Annotated in this window: 20 protein-coding genes; 12 read left to right on the forward strand and 8 right to left on the reverse strand. The window is 44.7% G+C overall.

Features of this window, described 5'->3' with window-relative positions; genetic code table 11:
• Window positions 1–207 precede the first annotated feature (207 nt).
• The 9 genes from ABDD95_RS01845 (at window position 208) to ABDD95_RS01885 (ending at window position 13370) form a co-directional block, all read left to right on the forward strand.
• Entirely contained in the window at window positions 208–3318 is a 3111-nt protein-coding gene (locus ABDD95_RS01845; RefSeq protein ID WP_345950203.1) for a TonB-dependent receptor, read from the forward strand.
• Between the two features lie 11 nt (window positions 3319–3329).
• A complete protein-coding gene (locus tag ABDD95_RS01850) occupies window positions 3330–4901 on the forward strand; it encodes a RagB/SusD family nutrient uptake outer membrane protein (RefSeq protein WP_345950204.1) in 1572 nt (523 codons plus the stop codon).
• 36 nt (window positions 4902–4937) lie between these two features.
• The gene (locus ABDD95_RS01855) at window positions 4938–6320 is read left to right on the forward strand and encodes a PKD domain-containing protein (RefSeq protein ID WP_345950205.1); all 1383 of its coding nucleotides are present in this window, start codon (window positions 4938–4940) and stop codon (window positions 6318–6320) included.
• 115 nt (window positions 6321–6435) lie between these two features.
• Window positions 6436–7299 carry a glycoside hydrolase family 16 protein gene (locus ABDD95_RS01860; RefSeq protein ID WP_345950206.1) on the forward strand — a complete coding sequence of 288 codons (864 nt, stop codon included), beginning with the start codon at window positions 6436–6438 and terminating at the stop codon, window positions 7297–7299.
• A 41-nt stretch (window positions 7300–7340) separates the two neighbouring features.
• Window positions 7341–9512, forward strand: a complete 2172-nt coding sequence (locus ABDD95_RS01865; protein WP_345950207.1) for a glycoside hydrolase family 3 C-terminal domain-containing protein — start codon at window positions 7341–7343, stop codon at window positions 9510–9512.
• Between the two features lie 356 nt (window positions 9513–9868).
• Window positions 9869–11149, forward strand: a complete 1281-nt coding sequence (locus ABDD95_RS01870; RefSeq protein ID WP_345950208.1) for a pectinesterase family protein — start codon at window positions 9869–9871, stop codon at window positions 11147–11149.
• 88 nt (window positions 11150–11237) lie between these two features.
• Window positions 11238–11993 (forward strand): peptidase, encoded by a 756-nt coding sequence (locus ABDD95_RS01875; protein ID WP_345950209.1) that lies wholly within the window; start codon window positions 11238–11240, stop codon window positions 11991–11993.
• Window positions 11983–12828, forward strand: coding sequence for a transglutaminase family protein (locus ABDD95_RS01880; RefSeq protein WP_345950210.1), 846 nt, complete (start codon window positions 11983–11985; stop codon window positions 12826–12828). Before ABDD95_RS01875 ends, ABDD95_RS01880 begins: the two co-directional genes overlap by 11 nt.
• A 77-nt stretch (window positions 12829–12905) precedes the next feature.
• Window positions 12906–13370, forward strand: coding sequence for a DUF2569 domain-containing protein (locus tag ABDD95_RS01885; RefSeq protein ID WP_345950211.1), 465 nt, complete (start codon window positions 12906–12908; stop codon window positions 13368–13370).
• 368 nt (window positions 13371–13738) lie between these two features.
• Here ABDD95_RS01885 and ABDD95_RS01890 read toward each other — a convergent pair whose 3' ends face one another.
• From ABDD95_RS01890 to ABDD95_RS01905, 4 genes are all read right to left on the reverse strand, one after another.
• Window positions 13739–14662, reverse strand: coding sequence for a bestrophin family ion channel (locus ABDD95_RS01890; protein ID WP_345950212.1), 924 nt, complete (start codon window positions 14660–14662; stop codon window positions 13739–13741).
• Window positions 14663–14680: 18 nt separating this feature from the next.
• The gene (locus tag ABDD95_RS01895) at window positions 14681–15163 is read right to left on the reverse strand and encodes a hypothetical protein (RefSeq protein WP_345950213.1); all 483 of its coding nucleotides are present in this window, start codon (window positions 15161–15163) and stop codon (window positions 14681–14683) included.
• A gap of 97 nt (window positions 15164–15260) precedes the next feature.
• Window positions 15261–16616: a HAMP domain-containing sensor histidine kinase gene (locus tag ABDD95_RS01900; protein WP_345950214.1), complete on the reverse strand. Its 1356-nt coding sequence runs from the start codon at window positions 16614–16616 to the stop codon at window positions 15261–15263.
• Complete coding sequence (locus ABDD95_RS01905) at window positions 16600–17298, reverse strand: response regulator transcription factor (RefSeq protein ID WP_345950215.1); 699 nt, start codon at window positions 17296–17298, stop codon at window positions 16600–16602. Before ABDD95_RS01905 ends, ABDD95_RS01900 begins: the two co-directional genes overlap by 17 nt.
• Before the next feature lie 317 nt (window positions 17299–17615).
• Between ABDD95_RS01905 and ABDD95_RS01910 the strand changes: the two genes are divergently transcribed.
• On the forward strand, window positions 17616–18917 hold the full coding sequence (locus tag ABDD95_RS01910; RefSeq protein WP_345950216.1) for a glycoside hydrolase family 2 TIM barrel-domain containing protein: 1302 nt from the start codon (window positions 17616–17618) through the stop codon (window positions 18915–18917).
• A 37-nt stretch (window positions 18918–18954) separates the two neighbouring features.
• Window positions 18955–19794 (forward strand): SGNH/GDSL hydrolase family protein, encoded by an 840-nt coding sequence (locus ABDD95_RS01915; RefSeq protein ID WP_345950217.1) that lies wholly within the window; start codon window positions 18955–18957, stop codon window positions 19792–19794.
• A gap of 115 nt (window positions 19795–19909) precedes the next feature.
• Here the strand turns inward: ABDD95_RS01915 and ABDD95_RS01920 are convergent, their stop codons facing one another.
• Genes ABDD95_RS01920 through ABDD95_RS01930 form a run of 3 tightly spaced genes read right to left on the reverse strand, consistent with a single transcriptional unit; the run spans window position 19910 to window position 23581 of the window.
• The gene (locus ABDD95_RS01920) at window positions 19910–20197 is read right to left on the reverse strand and encodes a hypothetical protein (protein ID WP_345950218.1); all 288 of its coding nucleotides are present in this window, start codon (window positions 20195–20197) and stop codon (window positions 19910–19912) included.
• A gap of 57 nt (window positions 20198–20254) precedes the next feature.
• Entirely contained in the window at window positions 20255–22810 is a 2556-nt protein-coding gene (gene ligD / locus ABDD95_RS01925) for a DNA ligase D (protein ID WP_345950219.1), read from the reverse strand.
• 3 nt (window positions 22811–22813) lie between these two features.
• Window positions 22814–23581 carry a Ku protein gene (locus tag ABDD95_RS01930; RefSeq protein WP_345952084.1) on the reverse strand — a complete coding sequence of 256 codons (768 nt, stop codon included), beginning with the start codon at window positions 23579–23581 and terminating at the stop codon, window positions 22814–22816.
• A 397-nt stretch (window positions 23582–23978) separates the two neighbouring features.
• On the opposite strand from ABDD95_RS01930, the gene ABDD95_RS01935 reads away from it, so the two are divergent.
• Entirely contained in the window at window positions 23979–24389 is a 411-nt protein-coding gene (locus ABDD95_RS01935; protein WP_345950220.1) for a hypothetical protein, read from the forward strand.
• A 277-nt stretch (window positions 24390–24666) separates the two neighbouring features.
• On the opposite strand, the gene ABDD95_RS01940 is transcribed toward ABDD95_RS01935, so the two are convergent.
• Entirely contained in the window at window positions 24667–26601 is a 1935-nt protein-coding gene (locus ABDD95_RS01940) for a glycoside hydrolase family 97 catalytic domain-containing protein (protein WP_345950221.1), read from the reverse strand.
• Between the last annotated feature and the right edge of the window lie 114 nt (window positions 26602–26715).

Genomic DNA, 26715 nt, shown 5'->3' on the forward strand with positions numbered 1-26715 from the left:
AATAATCAGTGGTTTGTGTTCTTAAATTATTAAGCTTGTAGTGGCAAAGTAGGGGAGTTAGAGGGGGTTACTACATACTTGTATAGGTTATATAGGATGGCAAAATAGCGTATTAGTTAAATGGCCCTATATATTTGCTTCATCAATAATCAGGCCTCATGCCTGTTAACCAGTTAAACCAATTTTATAAACCATTTACGATTTTCTATGAAAGGAAAAATTACGTTTTTTTTTATGCTTTTCCTGTTGTCGGCATTTGGGCTTAAGGCTCAGGACCTTCAGGTATCAGGAACGGTAACTCAAAAGAGCGACGGCTCTCCGGTACCCGGAATTACCGTAGCCATTGAGGGCGGAGCAGGCGGTGCAGCCACCGGCGCAAGCGGCGAGTTTCGCGTACGTATACCACGTTTAGGCACTGTGTTGGTATTTAGTGGTATAGGGTATGAAACCCAACGGTATACCGTAAATACTGCCAGCCCTATACAAATCGTATTAACTGATAGGGCCACTGCATTGAGTGATGTAGTAGTAATAGGTTACGGTACGCAGGTTAGGCGTAATGTAACATCGGCTATATCATCGGTAAAGCCAGATCAGATTACACAAACACCTATTACGCGCGTTGAACAGGCTTTACAAGGCCGTGTTGCCGGCGTGCAGGTAACCAATGTTTCGGGGCAGCCCGGTGATGCACCTACCGTTCGCATCAGGGGAATTGGTTCTAATGGTAATTCCTCTCCTATATATGTTGTAGACGGTTTTATTGTGGGTGGAATTGATTACCTGAACCCAGCAGATATTCAATCAATGGATATATTAAAGGATGCTGCTTCTGCTGCTATCTACGGCGCTCGCGGCGGCAACGGTGTGGTATTAATCACTACCAAAAGCGGCTCTAGAGATGGGCGCACCCGCGTTACTTACGATGGTTACTATGGTATACAAAACCCATGGCGTAAGTTAAACATGCTGGATGCCCGCGAATATGCCGTGATGCAGAATGAAGGTTCTATTAATGGCGGTGGCTCACCCATTTTTACCGATCTAAGCAAATATCCTGCAGGTACAGGTACCGACTGGCAAAAATCGTTGTTTGAAAAAAATGCGCCCATGTACAACCATCAGGTAGGCGTTAACGGTGGAACTGATAAAAACAGTTATGCTATTAATTTTTCTTTGTTTAACCAAAAAGGTATTGTAGGCGGCGATAAGTCTGATTTTAAACGTTACACTTTCCGTGCTAATACTGATAACAAGGTTAAAGACTTCTTGAAAGTAGGAGCTAATGCTTCTTATGCACACATCCGCCGCACATCAATTGACCCTAACCAGGAGTTTGGCGGCGTTTTAAGTAATGCATTGAACCTGGACCCTATTACACCTGTAATCGAAACTGATCCGGCAGCTTTATCAGCATCCCGCTATAATTCGGCTAACTTAGTTAGGAACCCCGAAGGGCAAGTATATGGTATATCACCTTACATCTCACAGGAAATTGTTAACCCGTTGGCACGTTTAGCGGTTACTAATGGCCTTACGCGGGTTGATAAACTTGTTGGGAATACTTATGCTGAGTTGAATATTTTGAAAGGCCTAACCTTTCGGTCAACCTTCAGTATAGACCTGGCATTTGTAACCACTAATAATTACACGCCGCTATTTTACCTAAATGCAGCGCAGCAAAGTACCAATTCAAGCGTAAATAAAGGTGTTGACCGCTATTACAGCTGGGCTCAGGAAAACATACTGACCTATGAAAAAAAGTTTGATAAACACAGCATCACCGTGACAGCCGGTACTTCTTTACGCCGTGAGAATTCTGAAACGCTGTTAGGCTCAAACACCGGCCTTGTGGTAAGTGATCCTAACATGGCTTACCTTAACCTGGCTGTTGATGCTGGTACGGCGGTAGCCAGGGGCGGAGCCAGCCAAAATTCCTTAGCATCAATATTTGGCAGGGTAAATTACAGCTATGCTGATAAATACTTGCTTTCTGCATCACTACGTAGGGATGGTTCATCCAAGTTCGGGCAAAACTATCCCTTTGGTTATTTTCCGTCAGTTTCGGCAGGCTGGATATTTACAGAGGAGAGCTTTATTCCTAAAAACGATATCTTAACTTTTGGTAAGTTGCGTGCCTCTTGGGGCAAGCTGGGTAACGATGCCTCACTCGATAACTATCCTTGGGCGGCTGTAATTGGTGTAGGTCGCGGGTATACCTATTACAATGGCAGCGGCAACGGTTATGTAAGCGGTGCATCTCCTACATACGTAGCAAATCCTGATATCAGGTGGGAAGCCGGTGAACAACTTGACGTTGGTTTAGACCTCACCTTCCTGCGTAACATGTTTACCTTCACCGCCGATTATTATGTTAAAACTACCCGGGGCTGGCTGTTGCAAGTGCCTATTCCGTTAAGCGTAGGTGTTGGAGCAGGTTTTGCCAATGGTGGTTCGGTACGCAACTCAGGTATTGAGTTAGCTTTAAACTATCAGCAAAACTTTGGTGAGTTTAAAGTGAATGCCGGTATTAATGGCAGCTTTAACAAAAACAAGGTTATCGAGATCAAAAATGCCGAAGGCATATTAGGTGGTGCCGGCATTTCTACCTACGGCCAGGTTCAACGCAGTACTGTTGGCGATCCGTTCTCTTATTTCTACGGATATCAAACTGATGGTATTTTCCAGAATGTAGGTGAAGTTAATGCCTACAGCCGCAACGGTGTGCGTATTCAGCCAGATGCTGTACCCGGCGACGTTCGCTTTAAGGATTTAAATGGAGATGGTGTAATTGATCAGAATGATCGTACCAAGCTGGGTAACCCTACGCCCGATGTTACCGGTGGCTTTAACTTAAGCTTGGCATATAAGGGTTTTGACTTAAGCGGTTTTGCTATTGGTTCATTCGGGCATCAGATATTTAACGGGATACGCCGCCAAGATCTGGTATCATCAAATATGCAAACCACTTACCTTAACCGCTGGACAGGTGAAGGCAGCACCAACCGTTATCCTCGTTTTACTTATAGCGATAATAACGGTAATTATACCCGCATATCAGACCTGTACCTGGAAGACGGCGACTTTGTTCGCTTGAAAACGCTGCAATTGGGTTACTCACTAAACAAAAATATAGCTGCCAAACTCCGTTTACAAACGCTGCGTGTTTATGTTTCAGGAGACAACCTGGTAACCTTAACCAATTATACTGGTTTTGATCCGGAGATTGGCGCGCGCGGCAGTCTGGATATTGGCATCGACCGCGGCGTTTATCCGCAAGCGCGGATTTACCGTTTAGGTCTAAGTGCAACTTTTTAATGGCTTAACTCATGAAGAACTTAAATAAATATACAACCTCCATTATATTAGCCGGTGTACTAACATTTACACAAACAGGCTGTAAAAAATTTTTAGACCTTAACCCGTTGGATAATCGGGTAGAGCAAAATTTTTATAAAACAGAAAAGGATGCAGCAGAGGCTTTAAATAGTGTTTATGATGCCTTGCAATGGCATACAAATGCTGGTGGCGGCGGCTTTAGCCCCGATCCTATGATGGCCGACATTGCATCAGACGATGCTTATGCGGGCGGGGCCAGCCGGTCAGACTCTCCCGAAATGATCCAGATCGACCAGCAAAAAATATTAACTTCCAACTCGCTTATCCGTGTTTACTGGGCCAACCATTATACCGGTATTTACCGCGCTAACCTGCTGTTGCAAAAACTGCCGGGCATAACCATGAGTGATGCAAGTAAAGCTAAGATGGCTGCCGAGTGTAAGTTTTTACGTGCTTATTTTTATTTTGATCTGGCTAAGTGGTTTGGCAATATTCCATTGATACTGTCTCCTCAAAATCCGGCAGAATACTGCACAGAGCAGGCGGCCCCATCGGCAACGTTTAATCAGATTGCAAAAGATTTGGTTGAAGCTATACCGGTATTAGATAAATCGGACTTGCGTACTAGCAAAGCGCATGCTACACGCTGGTCGGCGCAAGGCTTGCTGGGCCGTGTATACCTGTTCTATAAAGGTGTTTACAACGGTGAATTGCAGGCTGGTTCGGTTGCTGTAAATGGTTCGTATGTTTTAACCCAACTGCAAGACCTCATTAACAACAGTGGCCATGATTTGCTGGGAAACTATGCCGATAACTTCACCAAAGCCAATGAGTTCAGCAAAGAGTCGGTTTGGGAGATTTCGTACTCTAACGATAATCCCTGGTTTGATTGGAACTACATACAAGGTGGCGAAGGCAACATGCAGCCCCAAATGGAAGGCCCACGTGTAAGCGGCGATCCGGTTTACACTACTGGCTGGAGCTTTGCACCGGTAACACAGCAGCTGTACAACGCTTACGAAGCTAATGATCCGCGCAGGGATGCAACTATTTTGAATACGGCGACAGATTTAACGGGCACTTTAACTACCGGTTACCAGCATACAGGCTTTTTTAGCAAAAAATATACAACTACTGCCGATTACCGCCCAACATCAGGCCAAACCGAGCTTAACTGGGGTAACAACTACCGCTCTATCCGTTTTTCGGATGTGTTGCTGATGGCTGCAGAGCTTGATGTAGTTACCGGTGGCAGCCAGGCACAAAATTATTTAACCCGTGTGCGTGCCCGTGTAGGCCTGGGTAGTAAACCCGCAACACTTGCCAATATTTACCAGGAGCGCCGTGCAGAGCTGGCTTTAGAAGGTATCCGATACTGGGATCTGTTGCGTCAGGGCCTTGCCGTGGCAAATGCAGCTATTACCATACAAGGGCAAAGAGGACCAGGCTACATAGGCGATCAGGTTGACTTTAACGTGACGTTTAACCAATCCACCCGCGGCTTATTCCCAATACCGCAAAGTGAGCGCGATTTGTGCCCCGTATTAAAACCCAATTTTTAAGATCAGTTTTTTGTACTTTTAATAGAGAGAAGAGCAATGAAGACATATTTATTGAAATCGGCCGCAGTACTGCTTATGGTGCTTACCTGGATGGGGTGTAAGGTTGACGACCCTGAACTGGGTAATGCGCCTACCAGCGATCAGGTTAAGTTTTCGGCCACGCCAACAGCCGCAAATGCTAACATCATCACTTTTAAAAATCTTTCGGGCCCGGTAACCAAAGCAGTTTGGGACCTGGGTAACGGCCAAACCGGTTCGGGTGAGGAAATCAACGGATCATTCGCCCTGGCCGGAGAGTACACCGTTAAGTTAACGATATTAACCAGCGGCGGCTATGTATCCAGCACACAAACCGTGCGCATAGCCAACTCACGGTATGATATGCTTAACCGGCCAGACTTTAATTCCTTAACCGGTGGAGCCAACAATACAGCAGGCAAAACCTGGGTTATCGATAAAGCCTCAACTGGTCATTTGGGTGTTGGTCCGGCCACGTCCGATTTTCCGGAGTGGTACCAGGCTGGCCCAAATGAAAAAGCCTCTGAAGGCTTTTACGATGACGAGATGACCTTTACGCTGGCTAATAACCTGAAATATACTTATGCGAACAATGGCAACACCTTTGTTAACGGCGCTAATGCAGCCGGTTTAGGTGGCGCTGCCGGTGCCGATGTAACGCTGAATTACACGCCGCCAGCAAACATGAGTTGGATTATTACAGATGAAGGAACCAAAAAGTTCCTGACCATTACCAACGGATTTATAGCCTATTACACCGGTGTTTCCAAATATCAGATCCTATCCATATCTGATGATGAAATGTGGTTGAAAGTTGGCGATAAAGCTAACGCTGCCAATGCCTGGTACCTGAAGCTGATCCGCAAAGGGTTCGTGCGTCCGGTAATACAAAAGCCGTTAAAAGCTGCAGATATTGTAGATAAATTTGATGGCATAAAACCCATCAACTGGAAGGCTGATGGTATAGTGTTTCAGCCCAACTTTAGCAATCCGGTACCTAAAGGACTTAATACCGCAGCCAAGGTAGCTTATTATGAGCGCTTAACCGGCGATGCTAACCAATACGGTAACCTGCAGTATACCTTCGATTACCGTTTCGATTTAACTACCCGCAACAAGTTTAGGGTTAAAGTGTTCTTCCCAAGCCTCAACAATTATACCGGCACATTAAAACCACAGGTAGCCTTAAAACTACAAAACTCATTAATGGGTGGCAATGCGTGGCAAACACAAACCGAAGTGGTTAAGCAGGTAACCAAATTTAATGAGTGGGTTGAGCTTGAATTTGATTTCTCGGGTGTGGCCAGCAATACTTTGTATGACCAGATTGTATTACAATTAGGCGGCGAAGGCCACCAGGTACCGGGCATATTTTATGTAGGCAGCATACAACTGCTATAAAATGATTTACAGGCCGCAGCCTCAAGCTGCGGCCTAATTATGGCGCCGGTGGCGGCTATTTGATTTGTGAAGAAAAAGATACCATATGAATTTCAGTACAACAAAAAATTCCAAAATGTATACCTTGATTATTGGAAAGATTATCATGGCAGGCATGCTAATGTCTTGCTCGGGTAAAGAAGATTTAAAGCCCCTTCCGCCTGATAATACACAGGTGGTTGCTGGTCCGCCTACAGACAAAGGCTGGGCATTTGAAACAACACCCGTTTGGGCCGATGAGTTTACCACCAGCGGTGCGCCGGATGGCACCAAATGGGGTTACGATTTAGGCGGTACAGGCTGGGGTAACAACGAGCTGCAAAATTACACCAACAGCTCCAGTAATGCCAGTATATCTAACGGCGTATTAACCATAACTGCCCGCAAAGAAACTTCTGGTACCAATGCTTATAGTTCTGCCCGCCTGGTAACTAAAGGTAAAGGCGATTTTTTATACGGCCGGTTCGAAATTAAAGCTAAATTGCCTTCAGGCCGGGGTACGTGGCCGGCTATATGGATGCTGCCTACTGACTTTGCTTATGGGCAATGGCCAAAATCGGGCGAGATTGATATTATGGAACACGTAGGTTATGACCCTACTAATGTACACATCACTGTGCATACCGAGGCTTATAACGGTGCAATAGGCACTCAAAAGGGCGATGCTAAAAAAATTGTTGATGCTTTTGATGCTTTTCATATTTACCGGGTAGACTGGACGCCCTATGCCGTACGCGGATACATTGACGACCAAAAGATATTTGAGTTTGTAAACGATGGCAAAGGTTACGCTACCTGGCCTTTCGATAAAAAGTTCCACTTGTTGTTAAACGTAGCCGTAGGGGGTAACTGGGGTGGTGCGCAAGGTGTTGATGAAAGCGTTTTCCCGAAAGCCATGGAGGTAGATTATGTGCGCGTTTATAAAATGATCGACAAATAAATCTTGCCTTCTTTCTTAACTATTGATACTATAATCTATTAATGAAACTGACTAAATTAATTTACAAAGGCTCGGCACTGCTGGCGCTTTTGCTGCAGCAGGCCGGCGCTTTTGCTCAAACCGATGCTGAGGTTTTTAAACAAGCTGATGCCCTGCTCAAGCAAATGACCTTGCCCGAAAAGGTAAGCATGATACATGGCAGCTCATCGTTTACCTCGGGCGGCGTACCAAGGCTGGGCATCCCCGAGTTTGTAATGTCTGATGGTCCGCATGGCGTAAGGCTGGAGCATGGCCGTACTTATAAAGACAGTATGGGTATTGCCGATGCAAGTACCTACCTGCCAACCGGCGTTTGTTTAGCCGCCACCTGGAACCCTAAACTGGGCTATGCTTTTGGTTCGGTGCTCGGTGCTGAGGCTAACTATCGGGGCAAGGATGTAATTTTAGGCCCTGGCATTAACATTATTCGCTCGCCGTTAAACGGCCGCAATTTTGAGTACCAGAGCGAGGATCCGTACCTTATCTCGCGCCTGGCAGTGGGCTACATCAAGGGTGTGCAGGATCAGGGTGTATCGGCCTGTGTAAAACATTATGCGCTTAACAATATCGAGGCCAAACGCACCAGCATTAATGTAGAAGTAAGCGAGCGTGCATTACGGGAGATTTATCTGCCAGGTTTTAAAGCCGCTGTGCAGGAAGGGGGCGTATATACGCTGATGGGCTCGTACAATAAAGTACGCGGCGAGTGGGCCACGCACAACAACTACCTCATGAACCAGATCCTGAAAAAGGAATGGGGCTTTAAAGGCATAGTAATAAGCGACTGGGGCGCTGTGCATAATACACAGCAGGCCCTATGGAACGGAACTGATATTGAAATGGGTACCGACCTTTCCTTAGGTGATAAGCCCGATTACCGCAAATACTTTTTAGGCGATACCGTATTAGCTTTGGTTAAAGCGGGCAAAACGCCCGAGTACTTAATAAACGACAAGGTGCGCCGCATTTTATATGTGATGATTAAAACACATGTGATTGACAAGCAACGCAAAAAAGGAACTTTCAATACAAAAGAACACCAGCAAACCGCACAAAAAATTGCCGAGGAAGGTATAGTGTTGTTAAAAAATCAGAATAACATATTGCCCTTGGCACCTGCAGTTAAATCAATCGCTGTAATTGGCTTTAATGCCAATCGTCCGCAGGCTTTGGGTGGCGGCAGTTCGCAAATTAAGGCTTTGTACGAGGTTACCGCGCTGGATGGTTTGAAGAAGCAAGCTGCCAAAGGTGTTAAGATCACTTACGCACAGGGCTATAAAATTGAGCGCGGGGCCAAGGCTGATGCCGGCATGATTCAGGAGGCGGCTAATGCAGCTGCCAAAGCTGATGTGGCCATTGTAGTTGGCGGCTGGACGCACGGTTACGATTACAACAAATGGGCAGACAATGCTTACGATGCGGAAGATACCGACAAGCCCGACATGAACATGCCCTTCGGTCAGGATGAACTGATTAAGGCTGTACTAAAAGCTAACCCTAAAACCGTAGTGGTGTTATTAGGTGGCGGGCCGATTGATATGACGCAGTGGGCGCAAAATGCCCCCGGCATCATTCAGGCCTGGTACCCCGGTATGGAAGGTGGTACGGCGTTGGCTAATATTATCTACGGTAAAACAAATCCGTCGGGCAAGTTACCCATGACCTTCCCTAAAACCCTGGCCGATGCACCCGACCATAAATTAGGCGAGTTTCCGGCCAGTAAGGATGGCGTTAACGTGTATTACAATGATGATATTTATGTAGGCTACCGTTATTTTGATACCTACAAAGTTGAACCGCAGTTTGCTTTTGGCTATGGCTTATCTTATACCACATTTGCTTATAGTGGCCTGCAAGTGAAAACCCAGGGCAACACGGCTACCGTTACTTTTACCGTTACCAACACGGGTAAAAAAGCAGGTGCCGAAATTGCACAGGTTTACGTAAAGCAGCAGCAATCCCTTTTACCCCGACCCGAAAAGGAGCTGAAAGCGTTTGATAAAGTGTTTTTGCAGCCCGGTGAGAAAAAGCAGGTAACCCTAAGCCTCAACGCTGATGCTTTCCAGTATTTTAATGATGTAACCAATAACTGGATGCTCGAAAAAGGCAACTACAATATATTGGTAGGTGCATCATCAAGAGATATCAAGCTTACCGCGGTAGCAACTTTATAATCTTTTTTCTATTTCTGCTTTACAAACAGCGCAGCCTGCAAGGGCTGCGTTTTTATTTTAAAAAACATTATAAATCAATTAGATCGGTATTGTAAAACTTACTTTAAATGGCAGCTTCGTTGGCTTGTTACAGATCCTAAACAGTTGTGATAGGTTCTTTAAGCTTAAAGTAAATAGCAACAAGTATTGAAGAAGTGCATTAAACAGTGATTGGTCAGTGCACTTCTTTGCTTTTGAGGGGTTTGTATCATCTTATCATATCTTTATATCATCTCATCAAACAGTCTGTTCTGACTGGTAGGAAGCTTACAGCTATTCAATTTATTATCTAACTTTCAGCATTATAAGCCTGTTTCATGTACAAGATAATAAAAAGCTATACTGGCATATTCCTGCTGTTGATGCTATTGCTTTGTTTTACAAAAACATGGGCAATTAGTGCTACATCTTATAACGCATCCGTTAAGCCCATCAGCACTATTGATACCCTTAAGCCCGATTATGTAGTGGCAAAAGACGGCTCAGGCAATTTTAAAACCATTGCCGAGGCGCTGTCATTCATAACCAATGCCTCTACGCATCGTATTATCATCTATATTAAAAACGGGGTATATAATGAAAAGCTCACCATTAACCGGCCTAACATAACACTGATAGGCGAAAGCCGCAAACAAACCCGTATCGAGTATTCAATACCTGCCGGGGTGGAGCAGCCATCGCGTGGGGTATTAAATATCTTTGGCGATGGGGTTATCTTAGAAAACCTTACCATAGCCAACACTTACCCGCAACGCCGGCATACATTCGCACTGTACGGGCGTGGTTCATTTGTGCTTACCAAGGGCTGCGATTTTATTGCCAATGGGAATGATACCGTGGCACTGTGGGCGGTAGGCGGCGGCTATTATTACCATGCCGACTGCCATTTTGAGGGCAACGTTGATTACCTGTGCCCCCGTGGCTGGTGCTATGTAACCAATTCTACCTTTTACGAGGTTGATACACGCGCTGCGCTTTGGCACGATGGTGACCTTGATCCCAGCAAAAAACTGGTTGTTATAAACTCATCGTTCAAGGGTGCACATCAATACGCACTGGGCCGTTACCCGCGCGACGCACAATTTTATCTGATAGGCTGCCGGTTTTCTGACAGCACTACCAACATCCGCGATGACGATGCGCCCGCTAAACTAACCGAAGAGTTTAGATACGGCCGCAGGGCATACTTTTACAACAGCCATAAAGATAGTGGCGACGAACCCTGGCATGCCAACAACCTGAGCCAGGCACCCGGCGCACCTAAGCCGGCTGATATAACGGCTGAATGGACCTTTAACTGCGTTTGGAATCCGGAGACAACTGCGCAGCCTAAAATTGTAGCAGTAAAGTTTGGCTCTCCTTATCGTACCGTGCAAGTAACGTTTTCGGAGCCGGTTACCGTGCGGGGGAAACCAGTATTGAAAACCCTAAAAGGCAAATCTTTAAAGTGGACATCCATCAACGGTACCAACGTTATCACATTTTCCCCAATAGACAAAGGCGATGCACCGGTTGGTATTGAGGTGCAGGGAGGTAGCATATTCGGCTCAAAGCCAAGCACAACTATAAGGTATGCCAACCTGCGTTTAAAGAACTGAAAACTACTTGCGAGCTTTTTTTGCTTTGCTGGCATATGAATTTAAGCTACTTTGCGGTGCTTAACAGCCCTAATTAAATAAACTGATCATGACTTATTGCTTAGGCATTAAAGTAAAAGAAGGCTTGGTTGCCATTGCCGATACCCGCATCACTTCGGGGACTGATGTAACCACCAAAAAGAAACTCACCACCCTGCAAAAGGAGTGCTGTTCGCTGTTCATCATGACCAGCGGTCTGCGCTCGGTGCGCGATAAGGCCATTGTGTATTTTGACGAATTGCTGGATAGCAACCTGCAGCAATACAATAAGCTGTACAAAGTGGTAAATGCTTTTGGTGAGCAGGTGAAACGGGTGGCCGAAGAAGACCGCGAATCATTAGAGAAGGCCGGGTTTAAATTTAACCTTAACACCATCATAGGCGGACAGATGAAAGACGATGAAGAACACAAGCTGTTTCAACTGTACCCGGAAGGTAACTGGGTAGAACTGGGGCAGGGTGCGCCATACGTTATTATTGGCAACGCTGCGCAAGGTAAAGCTATTCTAAATCGCATCCTGAGGGGAGACACCAGTATGAAGCAAGCGCTTAAAGCCGGTTTTTTATCTTTCGATTCTACCCGCATCAGCGCTGCCGATGTGGATTTCCCAATTGATGTGGCGCTGTACCAGAAAGACAGTTTTAATATGGTTGATTATCATTATGAAAGCACCGACCTTGAAAGCGTGTCGGCACAGTGGCACCAGGAACTAAAAAATGCGCTGAATAACATATCAAACCAATGGATTGATACTGCGTTTAGTAAGCTGGAAAATAATATTGTAAAGGCGGATAATGAAATTTAGAGTAGTGGGAACATTGGGGTATGACGTATTAGCGCCAGCCACGTTTATACTCAATATACATGCCCTGCGTACCCAGGCCCAGGCCGTGCTCGAAGAATCATTTTTGATTGAGCCCTACCATAAAATAGAAGAACTTACGCCGCAGCATGCCGAAAACCGTTTTATACGGGTGGAGGTTACCGAGCCGGCCAAGTTAAATATTGCCTATAATGCCGTTATTGATACGTCGTTTAAGCAAACGGAGGGTAATTTGTTAACCAACGTGCCTGTTATGCAAATGGACACTTCTGTGCTGCCTTACCTTTTCCCAAGCCGTTATTGCCAGTCCGATAAATTATTCAGGTTTGCCCATAACAAGTTTGGGAAAATAAATAATGCCTTCGAGAAGGTACTGGCCCTAACCGACTGGATACACAGCAATGTAGAGTACCTGAGCGGTTCTACCAATTCGCAAACCTCAGCATATGATACCGTTACCGAGCAGGCCGGTGTATGTCGGGATTTTGCACATTTGGGCATAGCGCTTTGCCGCGCGCTCGATATTCCGGCCCGTTATTTTACCGGCTATGCCTATCAACTTAACCCACCCGATTTTCATGCCTGTTTTGAAGCCTTTATAGGCGGCGAATGGGTAATATTTGATGCCACTAAACTGGTGCCGCTTAATGGCTTGGTTAAAATAGCTACCGGCCGCGATGCTGCCGATGCTGCCATAGCTACCATATTTGGCCAGGTTAACTTTCTAACCATAACTGCCTCCTGCGAACTGGCCGACGAAAATTTTGAGCCAGTGTATTACGATAGCAACAACCCTATGGGGCTAACTTATTTGTAATGGCTTACTTCAGCATAAGCTTTATTCCAGTAGGAGTAAGTAAGCTGCTTGTTTTTCCTGTCGAATATCGTTTGATAATGGCTGTATTAATTAACGACGATTTTTTAAATCTTAATCAATGGCATACTATGGCTTCAAAAAGTGATTGGTCTCTAGGAGCGTTGTTGGTTTTTGAAGCTGTAGGTAATGTGTTTTTGCTTTGTTATGCAGCATTCTGTTTTGTGCTGCTCGTTAACAGGCGCGATATTTTGCCTAATTATATCACCGGGTTATACATTTTTGTGCTGGTGTTTACCATTGCCGATTATGCCGTTGCCTCCATGATTGGGTATGGTTCGCTTGATGACAAAGGTGGGTCGGGCATCTTTAGGGCGGTATTAGCCGCAGCCATCTGGATACCCTATTTCCAGCGCTCAGCACGCGTGCACCGCACTTTTATTGTTCCTTATCCTGCCAGCAATTATGCCTATGAGCAACCTGCCGCAACGCAAGAAAAGCCTGCTCATGACGGGATTGAACAAGCGGAGGAGAGCAGTATTTAAGAAAGGAAGTTGTTTGAAAGCTTGGATGGCGGATCAATTATTTCTGAGGTTCTGAAACGAGGCTGGTATAGCATTGAAGACTTTATTCAACTATAATTCTCCTATTTTACAGCTTTGCAAGCTTTAAAGGAGCACTATACAACACTCCGTAAACGTTTAATGCGTTGTAAGTTGTGGCCATAACAGCGTTAATCTCCTCAATAAGATTTGTCGCTAACTTTTATATTACTGATCGTTGGTGCTATTGAACAAGGGGCCAGCATCAGATCCAATACCCGTTCAACTTGTTTTTCAGTGGTAATTAAAAAGAAGAGCCGCCCGTAAAAACGGAACGGCTCCGGGTCAAACAAACACTGAACTTAAACAAACTACAAGATATAAAACATCGTATTCTGCGGTATGGCTACGCCATCAGTTTTAACAGGCCGCTCGTCTTTAAGCATCTGGCGCAAATCCTGCTCAATTTTACGGCTAATAGAGGTCATTGGTGTGTCGGTTGGTTTGCACTCAAACGGATCCTGCAGATGAATAGCCATTTTCTCAATCAAAAAGAAAGAAGATGCGATGGCCACTACCAGCGGTATTTGCAAAATACCGAAGTGCTCAATAAGGCCAAACGGTAGCAGCATTACAAACAGCAGCACCAGAAAATGAATATATACACTGTAAGTAACCGGGAATACTGTGTTTTTGATACGTTCGCAAGCACCCATGGCATTCGAAAAGCGGGTGAGGGTTTCGTCCATGCATACCTGCTGGTACTCGTTAATCCAGCCCATACGCAGCAGCAGGCGCAGGTCGGTACCGTGCTGTTCCATTAAGGCCAGTGGCACATTATTTTGGTTGGCAAGCGCCTGGCGCTCATCATCGCTTACAAACTCATGGAGGCTTTGGTGTGCATCCTGGCCACGAAGTTGCTGGCTCAAGCTGTAGCACCAGGCCATCTGGCGTTTAATAAGACGCTCTTTCATGTCGTGCTTATCATTGTCATCGTATAAGTTATCGATGTAGGTAAGCACCTGGCGTGCAAACGAGCGCGAATCGTTTACAATAGCACCCCACAGTGTACGGGCTTCCCACCAGCGGTCATATGCCTGGTTAGAGCGGAATGCCAGCAACAGGGAGATAATGGTACCTAAAATGCCATGTATGGCCAAGGGTACCGATACGCCCGAAAAAGCAAAGTACGTATGCGCAAAATACACCGCAACCGAGTAAACGCTAACCAGAATCAACTCTAATTTAATTTTCCCGAAAACGTAACTGATAGGGATGTTCTTTTTTAATAACATAACAGTAATATTTAAGGGTTATACACTTTCTTCAACCAGTGCCTCGTCGGTTTTTACAACTGTAAGCTTTGGAGTAGTAGCGCAATCGGTATGTATTAATGGCAAACCGCTACGGCTAACCAGCAATGAGGGTTGAATGCTGTTTTTGTTGAGCATGCGGTATTCATAATTCTCAAGCATCACAATGGCATCCACTTCCTGTGCTTCTAAAAAGTTTTTAAAAACGGCTACCGTACTCCCGTAAAAAAACTCTACTTTAATACTACTAATAGCCGCGTTACTATGCCTTATTTCGGTACAAGTATTATAAAAGTCTTCTGATATGTGCTGATAGTCGGTAGAACGGCGGGATAACATCAGTAGCTCCTGTATATTATCCGTAATTTTCATCATATGAACCAGGATGATATTTACCTTTTCAGGCGCATAACGACGTGCCAATCCTGGTACGCAGTTCAACGATTTTAAATCGAAATCGGTAGGAATGAGCAATGTTTTCATAGTTATTAATATCTTTGGTTGTTACAATTGATGTAATACAATTGTACCCCGCACTTATTAATAACTTTTAAGAGAGTTATTAAAATCTCATTAGAGTTTAACTTGCTGTCTCAATTGGGAGGAATACCTGCAGTTCCGTTCCGCTATCCACTTCCGTACGTATGACTATAGATCCCTTATGCAGCCTGATAATGTTTAAGGTTAACGGCAGGCCCACGCCATGACCTTCATAATCGTGCGTATTGGATGCCCTGAAAAAAGGTTCAAAAATATGCTGTACTTCTGTAGAGGGAATGCCAATGCCTTGGTCGGTTACGCTGATAACGATACGTTTGTTTTGCACAGATAGCTTAATGTTTACCAACTCGTTATGTGAATATTTACAAGCGTTGCTGATAATGTTTGTGACGGCCAGTCGGAGCAAATTGCTATTGCCCGATACGTGCAGCATATCTTCATTATCGGGAAGCGCCGAAAAATCGACTTGTATGTTGCTATCTGGATGGATTTTTTTGGCCGACTCAATCGACATCCAGATCAGCTCGTCCATGCGTATGCTTTGCCAATTTTGCTTTTTGCCATCGAAGCCCGATTGCGCCAGCAATAACAAACTGTTTAAAATTTGTATTAGCTTATCGGTTTCACTATTGATGGTGTGGAGCACCTGACGCTGCGCTGCGTTTAGTTCCGCTTTATTTAAGGCAAGCTCTATTTCGCTGTTGATAATTGTTAGCGGCGTGCGCAGTTCATGTGAGGCATTGCTCACAAAGTTATTCTGCGTTGAAAAGGCTGTTTCCAGCCGGTTGAGCATGTTGTTGAATGTATGGGTTAGCTCGGCAACTTCATCCTTGCCCTGTGGTTCATCAAGGCGATGGTGCAGATTATCAGATGTGATGCTTTTTACTTTGTCGGTAAGCTTGCGTATAGGTGTAAAAGTATAATAAGAAAACGCCTTGCCCACAAAGTATACGATGACCAGTGAGCCAAAAAAACCAATAAGCAATATCTTTTGTAGTTCGCCAATCTCACGCAAACCGTAAGGATTCAGGGCCGATACAATGACAAGATACTTATCCTTTCCCTGGACTATAACCTTACCTGCAAAAAATTTATTCTTAACTTTAAAACGTGCACGCCCTTTAGCCAGTATTTCGGCAACAAAAGCGGAGGGTAAGCCTTTCGTGTCAAATGTTCCGTTTGAGGCTTTGATGAGTTCTTCTTTCTCGTGATCAAGCTTTTCTAAATACCGGTTACGTACCTCCTGGTAAGCGCGGCTTTCTTCGCCGGGAAAAAGCCGTACCTGTGAGTTGATATTTACGCGGGCTTCCAGTCGTTTAAAAAAGTCTTCATAATTAAACTGGTATTCAAAATATAGGATGAAAGCGTTAAGGAGTAATAAAATACCGGTTGAAAGCGCCAGGAAAAGCAGGGTTATCTTACTTTGAATTTTCATGCTGCTCTGTGTCTTTCATCATATAGCCCATGCCAAAAATAGTGTGTATATATCGGTTGATGTTGTCTTTATCCAACTTTTTGCGCAGGTAATTTACATACACATCTACTACGTTGGTGCCTAAATTGAAATCTATATCCCAAACGCTTTCCAGTATCTGAATGCGTGAAAGTACCTTTTTTTGATTTTTAATGAAATATTCCAGAAGCCTGTACTCAGTAGGGGTAAGGCTTAGCGGTGTATGATTGCGGGTTACAGTCTTGGCATCAGTGTCTACTTCTATATCGGCTATTCTGTGAACATTTTTTACGGACTGATCGCCGTTACGACGACGCAACAGTGTTCTGAGTCGTGCTGCCAGTTCCATAATTTTAAAGGGCTTCACCATGTAATCATCGGCGCCACTATCCAGTCCGGTTACAATATTTTCAGTAGAGTCGAGCGCCGTAAGCATTAATATAGGTACCTGCGTGTTGTTTTTACGAATATGCTGGCATACTTGTATGCCATCCATGCCAGGCAACATTACGTCCAGTATAATTAGGTCAAACTGATGCTCGGTTGCCATCTGGAGGCCGGTGAGCCCATTGGTGGCTACGCTTGTCTCAAAGCCATACTCGTTCAGGCCGCGTTTAATCACAGATACAACATTGGGTTCGTCTTCAATAATTAAAATGGCCATAAGGGTAATGTGTTAAAGCTATCGGGTTAATAATAGGTATCTAAACAAACTTAAACGCTAAACATTAAAAACTGTTAAGAAAGCTAACGATGTTGCTATTTAATTACGGCTTTATTAGGGTAAAGGTTTTACTCAATGATAGCCGCATGCAGGTGTATTACTATACTATACACAGCCATGAAATTGTTTGTGTAACAATGGTGTATTTTACACACTAATCGCCCCTTTGTTTGGTCTAATTGCACTATATTCACGATCTTAAATAACCAATAAATAACCCCTTTACGTAAAGGCTTATTCATGCGTTTCAAATTTTAATGATGAAGAACTTCCGCAAATTTTCTTTTTCGGCAATAATGTGCTGCGGCCTTTTTATTAGCGCCTATGCTCAGCCTGTTACTGCACCGCTACCTGTTAAAGTTGTTGCAGGTAAACAAGGTTTCAACTTGACACGAGCCGGCAAGCCGTATTTTATAAAAGGAGCCGGCGGTACTAATTATAGCGACAGGTTGGCCAGTTATGGCGGTAACTCGCTGCGTACCTGGGACAGCCGCAACGGGCAAGATGTGTTAGACCAGGCGCAGAAACTGGGACTGAGTGTGACTATGGGTTTGAATGTTGCTCGTGAGCGCCATGGTTTTAATTATGATGACACAGCCGCCGTACACCAGCAACTCGAAAGGCTCAGACACGAGGTAAGAAAATACAAAAATCATCCGGCGCTGCTCATTTGGGGTATTGGTAATGAGCTTAACCTGCAATATAAGAACCCGAAAGTTTGGGACGCTGTGAATGATATTGCCAAAATGATTCATCAGGAAGATCCCAATCACCCGGCTACTACTATGCTGGCTGGGGTTAACAAACGTGAGGTGGATTACATCAAAGTACGCTGCCCCAATCTGGATTTATTATCAGTGCAGGTATATGGCGGCCTGGCCAAGGTTCCTCAGCAAATGCTTGATGCAGGCTGGCAAGGCGCTTATATGGTAACTGAATGGGGGCCAACAGGCCATTGGGAAGGACCGCAAACTCCCTGGAAGGCATCAGTTGAGGAAACAAGTAGTGAGAAAGCAGCCGTTTATAAAAACCGTTATGAGGCATCTATTAAACAGGATAAGCATTGCGTGGGTTCATACGTATTTTTATGGGGACAAAAGCAGGAACGTACTCCCACCTGGTATGGCCTGTTTACCGAGGCCGGCGAAGAAAATGAAGTGGTTGACGTGATGCAATACCTTTGGACAGGCAGTTGGCCTAAAAACCGAGCGCCGCATATAAGTTCATTTTTGTTGAACGGTAAACCGGCTGCAGACAATATTTACCTGCAACCTGGTAAAAGCTATAATGCAGTTGCTTCCGTAGCCGATCCAAACCAGGATAAATTAACCACCCGATGGGAGTTGCTGCCCGAAAGTACCGATCTGAAAGAAGGAGGCGACCATGAATCGAGACCCCAACCCATCAACGGATTATTATCATCAGTTGTTACGAACAAGGCCATCCTTAAAACACCCGAAAAAGAAGGCGCTTACCGTTTGTTTGTATATGTGAGCGACGGGCATAACAAAGTAGCAACCGCTAACATTCCATTTTATGTTAGAGTAGCTGCACAGTAAGGCAGATATACTATCTTAGCATTTAAACGTTTGCTGCATGCGGTTAAAAAAATGGTTGTTTTTAGGTATATTCAGTTTGGCTATTAGCTCATTTGTTCCTGAAAAGGAAATCAAGTGGGTAGCCATAGGCGATTCCATTACATACCTGAATGACCATTTAGACGAAACGGGCAACCGGGTTACGAAGGGTTATTTAAGCCGGGTCACAGAAAAACTTCCTTATATACAATATACCAACCAGGGCCATAACGGATGGACCACTATTCGCATAGCTAAGCAAATTGAAAAGCTGGGCATACAGAAAGCTGATGTATATACAGTGTTGTTGGGAACTAACGATTGGTGGGGAAGCCAGCCTTTGGGCACCATAAGTGATTACAATAACAACACCGGTTATGCTACAGTTTACGGCGCATTTCGGGTTATTATAAATTACTTGCGTAAGGTAAGCCCGCAAGCCCAGATTATACTCTTAACACCTATGCAACGTGCCGATTTTGTTTATCTGCGCAATCCTAAAAATAATGCATGGGGCTCATACAGGCAAAAGAATGAGCGATGGCTTGCCGAGTTTGCAGATGCTGTTAAAGAGATTGGTAGGCAGGAGGATTTGAATGTGGTTGATCTTTACAGCAAAGGCAGTTTAAAGGTAAAGCGTTTAGTGAAATTTAAGCGATTAAGAGATACCGTAAGCGGTAGGTATCAAAACTTCCGTTATCCGGATTATACTACCTTAAAGTTTAACCCCGTCGAAGACGATTATCCCTACCCGCCTGAAGCAATTGGCATGACCTACGATGGCCTGCACCCTTCTGATAAAGGCAACCAGGTGATTGCTCACCTATTGGTTAAGGTGATGAAGAAGCTGAAATTTTAGATACACATTTCTTTTTAAATATGGTCTTCAACCGCTATGCCCATAAGTATGAGCTTAGCGAAGCAATATTGCCCTGCTAAAAGCCTTCAATAAACCCATACCGACAGCATATTTGTTAGGCAACTGGTTCTTCCTTTTCTTTAATCACCAGCTTATCGACGGTCAATGTTCCTACCTGCAAATCTTTAATCACCATACGCTTAATAGCTACGCGGCCAATGGCCACAGCTCCTATGGCAACCGCACCAACGGCCAGCGCGCCAAGAGCCCATGCGCCCAATGCCGAAGCTCCGACGGCCGAAGCGCCCACTGCTGTTGCGCCAATGGCCCGCGCACCAATGGCTTCGGCGCCAATAGCTTTTGCACCGGTAAGTTTAGTTAATGTATTTCCTAATAATTTCATTCCATTTGTTATTAAGTGACGCTTCTAACAATTAGTCCTGCTTAATAGATTGGCTTTTTATGCATGTTCTTTTAAAAGGGCTAATGCCTTTTTTAAGTCGGCTTTAGTTTTGTGTATATCTTTCCAGGGATCTTCTACATTTTTAAGTCGGTCTTTTAGCGTGTATATGGTAAAGTCGGCTAAAGATAACTGATCGTTTACCTCATGCCAGTGCAGGGGGGTAGATACTGTAGCGCCAGGCTTAGGCCGTACCGAATAAGGGGCAGCAATGGTTTGCCCGCGGCGGTTCTGTAAAAAATCGATGTAGGTTTTGTTTTTACGCTTGGCCGGGTTGCGTTCAACACTGGTAATGTCTGGCAGCTCATCATGGATCAGGTGCGCGGTGTACTCAGCAAACATCTTTACAAAATCATAATCGTACACAGCACCCAGGTAACAGTAAATGTGCAGTCCTTTAGATCCCGATGTTTTGATGAAAGTTTTAAGTTTCATGCGGTCAAACACCTCTTTAGTTTTTAAGGCCACCTGCACAGCTTCGGTAAAAGGCACATCGTGCGGGTCAACGTCTATTACCACATACTCGGGGTTGTCTGGCGTTTGATAGTTACTCAACCACGGGTTTATCTCAATAGAGCCCAAATTCACTACATAAAGCAATGTTGCTTCATCATCGCCTACAATGTAATTGATATCTTTATCGTTGCTTTCAGAATATAGCTTTTCGGTCTTTATCCAATCGGGTAAATGGGTTACATCCACATCTTTTTGGAAAAAGCCGGGGTCGTCAATTCCATTTGGCTGCCTGCGCATGGAAAGGGCTTTATCTTTAAGATACGGCACCATTAGCGGGGCAATATCCCGGTAGTAGTTAAGCATTTCGCCTTTGCTAATGCCTTCCTTTTTCCAGTACAGCTTATTTTGGTTGGTTAGCTTTACTTTCTTTTTACCGTAAGTAACGGTAGTTTCATCAGCCAGTTGTTTGTCGGGTGTTTCCATTAATACGTGGTCTGGCTCTTTATCCATGCGTAGGCCCTTAAAAACCGGATGGCGCATGCTGCCGTCGGCAGTCCACTCCGAATAAAACACTTCGCAAACCAATTTGGGCTCCACCCAGGTTACCTTACCGTGGTAATTTATCTTGTCGGGAAAAGGCCTTTCTGTGGTAACAAGGGGTTGTAGCTTATCAAACAAATCCTGCAAGCTTTCGGTATTAAAGCCGCTGCCGCAATTGCCTACGTATTTAATGTTTTCGCCCTGCTGTACGCCCAATACCAGCGAGCCGATGTGCTTACGGGCACCTTTAGGAGGCGTGTAACCGCAAATAATGGCTTCCTGTGAGGCCTGCACTTTAAACTTCAACCAATGGTCGCTGCGGCGGCCGCTTTCGTACACGCTTTGTGCATCTTTACCAATTACACCCTCCCAGCCTTGCTTTTGCGATTTAACCATCATCTCGGTACCATTGCCTACCGTATGTTCCAGGTAGGTGATAGATGATTCTTTTGGAAAAGATGCTGTAAAGGCTTTTAATAACTCCTTACGTTTAACGAGCGGCAAGTCACGCAGATCATGCCCGTCCAGCTGCAATAGATCGAACACATAGTACCTTAATGTGCGTTTATTCTTTTGGCTGTTATAGTTCTGCAAATCCTGAAAGATACTGCGGCCATGGCTGTCTTCCAGTACAATTTCCCCATCAAGCACAGCTTTTTCAGGCAGTTGCTTCAGCTCGTTAAAAACCTTTTCATACTTCTCATTGAACTCAATACCATTGCGCGAAATTAACGCCGCTTTTTTACCGGTGTAGCCGATAGCGCGGTAGCCGTCAATCTTTGATTCATATAGCCAGTTGGCGTCATCAAACAATTGGGGTTCAAGCTTGGCCAGCATGGGCTTTATGTAACGTGTGCGTTTACCGCTTTCGTCTTCAGATTTCTTTGCAGCGCTTTTTTTAGCAGGTGTTGCTGCTTTGGCAGCTTCCTTTTTAGCTGGCATATCAACTTCCAGTAACGCATGCTTAGGCAGCTTTTTAACTTTGCCGTCCTTATTATTTTTAAGCACCTTAATATTATCAGGAACAAAAGCCTCGCTGTCAAATTTAGCGGTTACGGCAAAATCATCCTTGTGCTTTATAAGCAGCCAGGAATTGTCGTCCTCTTTATCAGAGTTGTGCAGTTTAACCAATGCAAACTCGCCTCTAAGTATCTCCCCATTCAGCCTGAATTTTAGATTTCCCGAATGAAGGCCGGCATGCAGGGTTTTTACATCGTCTTTGCGGTCGGGGGCCAGCGACTCGTACGTGCCATGATCCCAGGTTATCACAATGCCCGCACCGTACTCGCCATTGGGTATCACGCCTTCAAAATGCTGGTAATCGTAAGGATGATCTTCCACCATCATGGCCAGCCGTTTATCGCCGGGGTTCATGGACGGGCCTTTGGGCACAGCCCAGCTTTTGAGCACACCATCCAGCTCCAGCCTAAAATCGTAATGCAGGTGTGATGCATGGTGCCTTTGCACTACAAAACTTAAAGTTTTGCCGCTACCCTTGCCACCCTTAGGCTCCGCTGTTTTCTTGAAATCGCGCTTGGCTTCATACTTCTCTAAACTCATGGCTTAAGCTCCTTTCCGTGTATTGAGACTTTGCATTAATTGATCGTACAGGTCGTCGCTGCTGGTTTTGGCAACCTTAAGCTTCTTAATGGTTGGGCGTTTACCTTTAGCCTTGGCTTTGATGATCTTTAACAGCTCAGCCGTGTACTCGTCCTTAAACTTTGATACGTCAAAGTCTTCGGTATACTGCTTAATCAGGGCCAGGCCCATATCTAGTTCTTTTTTGCTTACAGTAGCATCAGGCAGTGTAAGGTCGTCGGTTGAGCGCAGTTCCTGAGCAAAACGGATGCGGCTAACCACCAGTGCTTTTTCAACCGGGTGGATAATACACAGGCTCTCGCTGTTGCGTAATACAAAGCGCCCCAAGCCAGCTTTGCCTGTTTTTTTGAGCGCTTCCAGCAATAGTATATAGGCTTTGCTGTTTTTGGCATCGGGCTCGGCATAATATGATGTTTCGTAATACATGGGATTTATGTCTACCGCTTCCACAAAGCTTTCAATCTCAATCAGCTTTGTTTTTTCGGGACTGGCATCCTCAAAGTCTTGTTCGTCAAGCACCACGTAATCATCATCCAGCTTGTAGGCGCGTACTATTTTATCGTACGGAACCTCTTTGTGCGTGTGCTCGTTTACCCGCAAAAAGCGAATATGCGAGTGGTCGCGGCTATCGAGCATATCCAGATCGAGCGTGCTGTTTTGCACGGCCGAGTATAATTTAACAGGAATGTTTACCAGCCCAAATCCAATTGAGCCTTTCCAGATCGACCTCATCATAACAGTAGTGTTTATATGGTTATAACTATTAAACTGATGAATGAGTTTTCAAAGAGGATAATAAGCGTATCGCGCTCACTTAGAATGTGTTAAAACTTGTGTTGAGATTGGATGCAATAAGTCGCTGTAAATCAACGATAAATTAACTGGACATGGCTTAGTATTTTGAAGTTGTTAACATGCGTGTGGAAAACTTATTAACGTTTGTAGATAAAAACCCTGATAAACAGGGTAGTAGGGGCGTAGTTGTTGCTTTGTATAAGATAGAAGGTGTTAGCTGATATTTTAAATTTACTTGCTTTTTGAATGCTAACTTATAAACGATGATTCAAAAAGCCAGCTACCAGATAATAGACACATTAATGTTAATGACATAATACAAAACCTTTGCCTCATGACTGCACAATTACAGGAGATACAGCAAGCACTGAAAAGTATGGTGCTCACTTATATAGACGCGCAAAAAATAAACATTGAGGCATCGTATGATACTAAGGTAAACGCTGCCGAAACCAATATTCGCATTATTGCCAATAAGCGCCTGCCATTTTTAATTTATGACCTGATGAAGCAGCTACATGTGCTCGAAGCCATTGAGTTTGAAAGTACAGAAGCATCGGTTCAATATGTGGTGCAAGTTATAGCCAGCATGACTAATTTTGGCGACATATGGGACCAATGCCTCCTTAAATGGGGTAAACGTTCGGCCGCCCAGGTCACCATTCAAAACCTGTTTGAACTATGCGATGATATTAAAACCAACTTTGATACGCTATCCGGTTTTACCCATCAGCCAGCAAAGTGATTTAGAAAGTAGAGCAATATCATAATAAAGAGCACGGGTAACTATTGCACAGGCCGAAGTATGACCTTGTGTGATGACGTTATCACGGAGTTGAAATGTTCACACCTTGTTTTGAGGCATTCATGCCGTCGTTGCACGTAGTTTTCTTCCTTTTTTAAAGACACAAGATGTAGCCGCTGTGGTAATGAGGAAACGAAGAGAGTTAATAACACGTTTCAGTTTCCTACCATAAAGCGTAAGCTACAAGCAAACCACCCTCGCAACGACGATTGGAAGTTTACTTCTCTAACGTCATTACAAATCCACCATTCCCTTTTATTTTAACCGTTTGCGTAGCACCCGAATTAACCGGTGTCGTAGAAAATGAGAACTCCTCGCTGCCGTCATTAATCAACGCGCGTTTAGTAAAATACTTGAAGGCAGATAAATTGAGCTTGAGGCTTTTCTCAGTATTTTCACCATTAATACCGGCTATGATCCAGCGGTTGCCGCTTTTGCGGGCTATAATAGCCAGTTTACCGGGATAGCCGTCTATAAACTTTACCTCATCCCAGTGGGCGGGCAGGTTGCGCAAAAAGTTTTTTACATATTCAGGGGCTTTTTGCATGCTCTGATCAGTTTCGGCCATGTGCTGTATACCCGATAAGAACAGTACAGGCAAAGCCAACTGAAAGGCGTTGGTGGTTTTGCGTTTAATGCGCGGTATCTCACCAAACACCATTGGCGTAAAATCCATTGGGTCGAATACGTTGCGGGTAAACGGTATAGTTGCGCAATGCTGGGCTTGTATATCCTGATTGCGCTGTTCAAAGGTTGCAAATTCCATCCCCTTAATAGCCTCGGCAGTAACCAGGTTAGGGTAGGTGCGCTGCAAGCCACGGGGCAGCGTAGCCCCATGAAAGTTTACCTGTAACTTGTGGGTCAAAGCGTCTTTTAAAATATCAATGTAGTACTGCATCATTGATTGGCCGTCGCCGCCAAAAAAGTCGACCTTAACGCCTTTAATGCCCATTTTTTGCAGGCGGGCAAATTCCTGCACGCGGCTTTCATGCGTTAGCATTTTATTGCGGGGTGTATAAGGTGCTGTGTTCCAGGCTCCGGCTGAGTTGTACCAGAGTATAATGCCCACGTTTTTTATTTTGGCATAGTCTGCCAGTTCCTTTATCTTCTCATATCCTATTTTTCTGTCCCAGTCGGCGTCAATTAAACAGTAGGCCCAGTGCATCTGAGCTGCATAATCAATAAAGCGTTTTTGTACGCTGTATTTGGTCGAGTCGTCCTTTAAAATCACCCAGCTCCATGAGGCCTGCCCAGGTTTTACAAATGAGACATCTGCCTTAACGGCGGGTGGAGCCACATTGGTGCCCATGGTAGATTCGGTAATGGTTTTAAGCGAACCAATAGTGATAATACGCCAGGGTGTATACCATGGCAATCTTGACTCAGGCCCTAAATTGCCGCCTGTAAAAGCCTCAGCCGGTTGTGGAAAGCCTATTACGTACTCGCCATCCGGCGATTCGGCCTTAAGGCGCGTGCCGCAATAGTTGCCCTCAGGAAAAGTTTCACTAATGAGCGCCCAGTTACTGCCCGACTGAAACAAGGCCGGGTAAACCCAACCCGCTTTAATAGGCGATGGCTTGCCAACCGGAATGCCCTGCTCATAATATTCTTCGTAAGAGGGATTGGTTTGTGACCAGCCAGTTTTGGCATCAGACATGGGCTGCAAAAAACCTTTGGAATTTGTGCTGAATTTGTATGTAGTAAGTTCTTCGGTTATCTTCTTGACGTCTGTTGATCTTTCCGGGAAGTAATAACGGAAAGCCACCCCGTCGTCAGACACCTGGAATATGACATCCATCAGTTTGCCCTCTTGATTCTTCAGGTGAAAAAACTGCCGGGTTGCCTTGTAGGTAATATTCCTTTTTTTTGCCGTCGCCAAATTATACCGGTCAATAACCATCAGCTCTTTGGGCACGTTTTCAAACACCAGTCCTTTCGAAAAATCCGCATCTTCACGTATCAGCCCAAGTTTCGACTTTAAAATGATAGGAGACCCTTTATAACTTACTTCATAGTATAGTCGCTTATCATCGAGCCCAACCCTTACTAAAATTTGTTGGTTAGGGCTACGTACCTGAAAAGGTTGTGCACTGGCTGTTTTAAGCATTGATAACAGCAATACTGTGATGCTGAGCAATTGCAGCTTTTTCATGGCAGAGGTTATTGTTGTTTATTTGGATTTATTCATCAAATAGCCACAGCTTGTTGATGAAAGGTTAATTATTAGCTGTTACAAATAAACAGAAAGAAAACTTCAAAGCCATCC

The organism is Mucilaginibacter sp. PAMB04274, assembly GCF_039634385.2.
In the GTDB taxonomy this organism is placed as follows: Bacteria; Bacteroidota; Bacteroidia; order Sphingobacteriales; family Sphingobacteriaceae; genus Mucilaginibacter.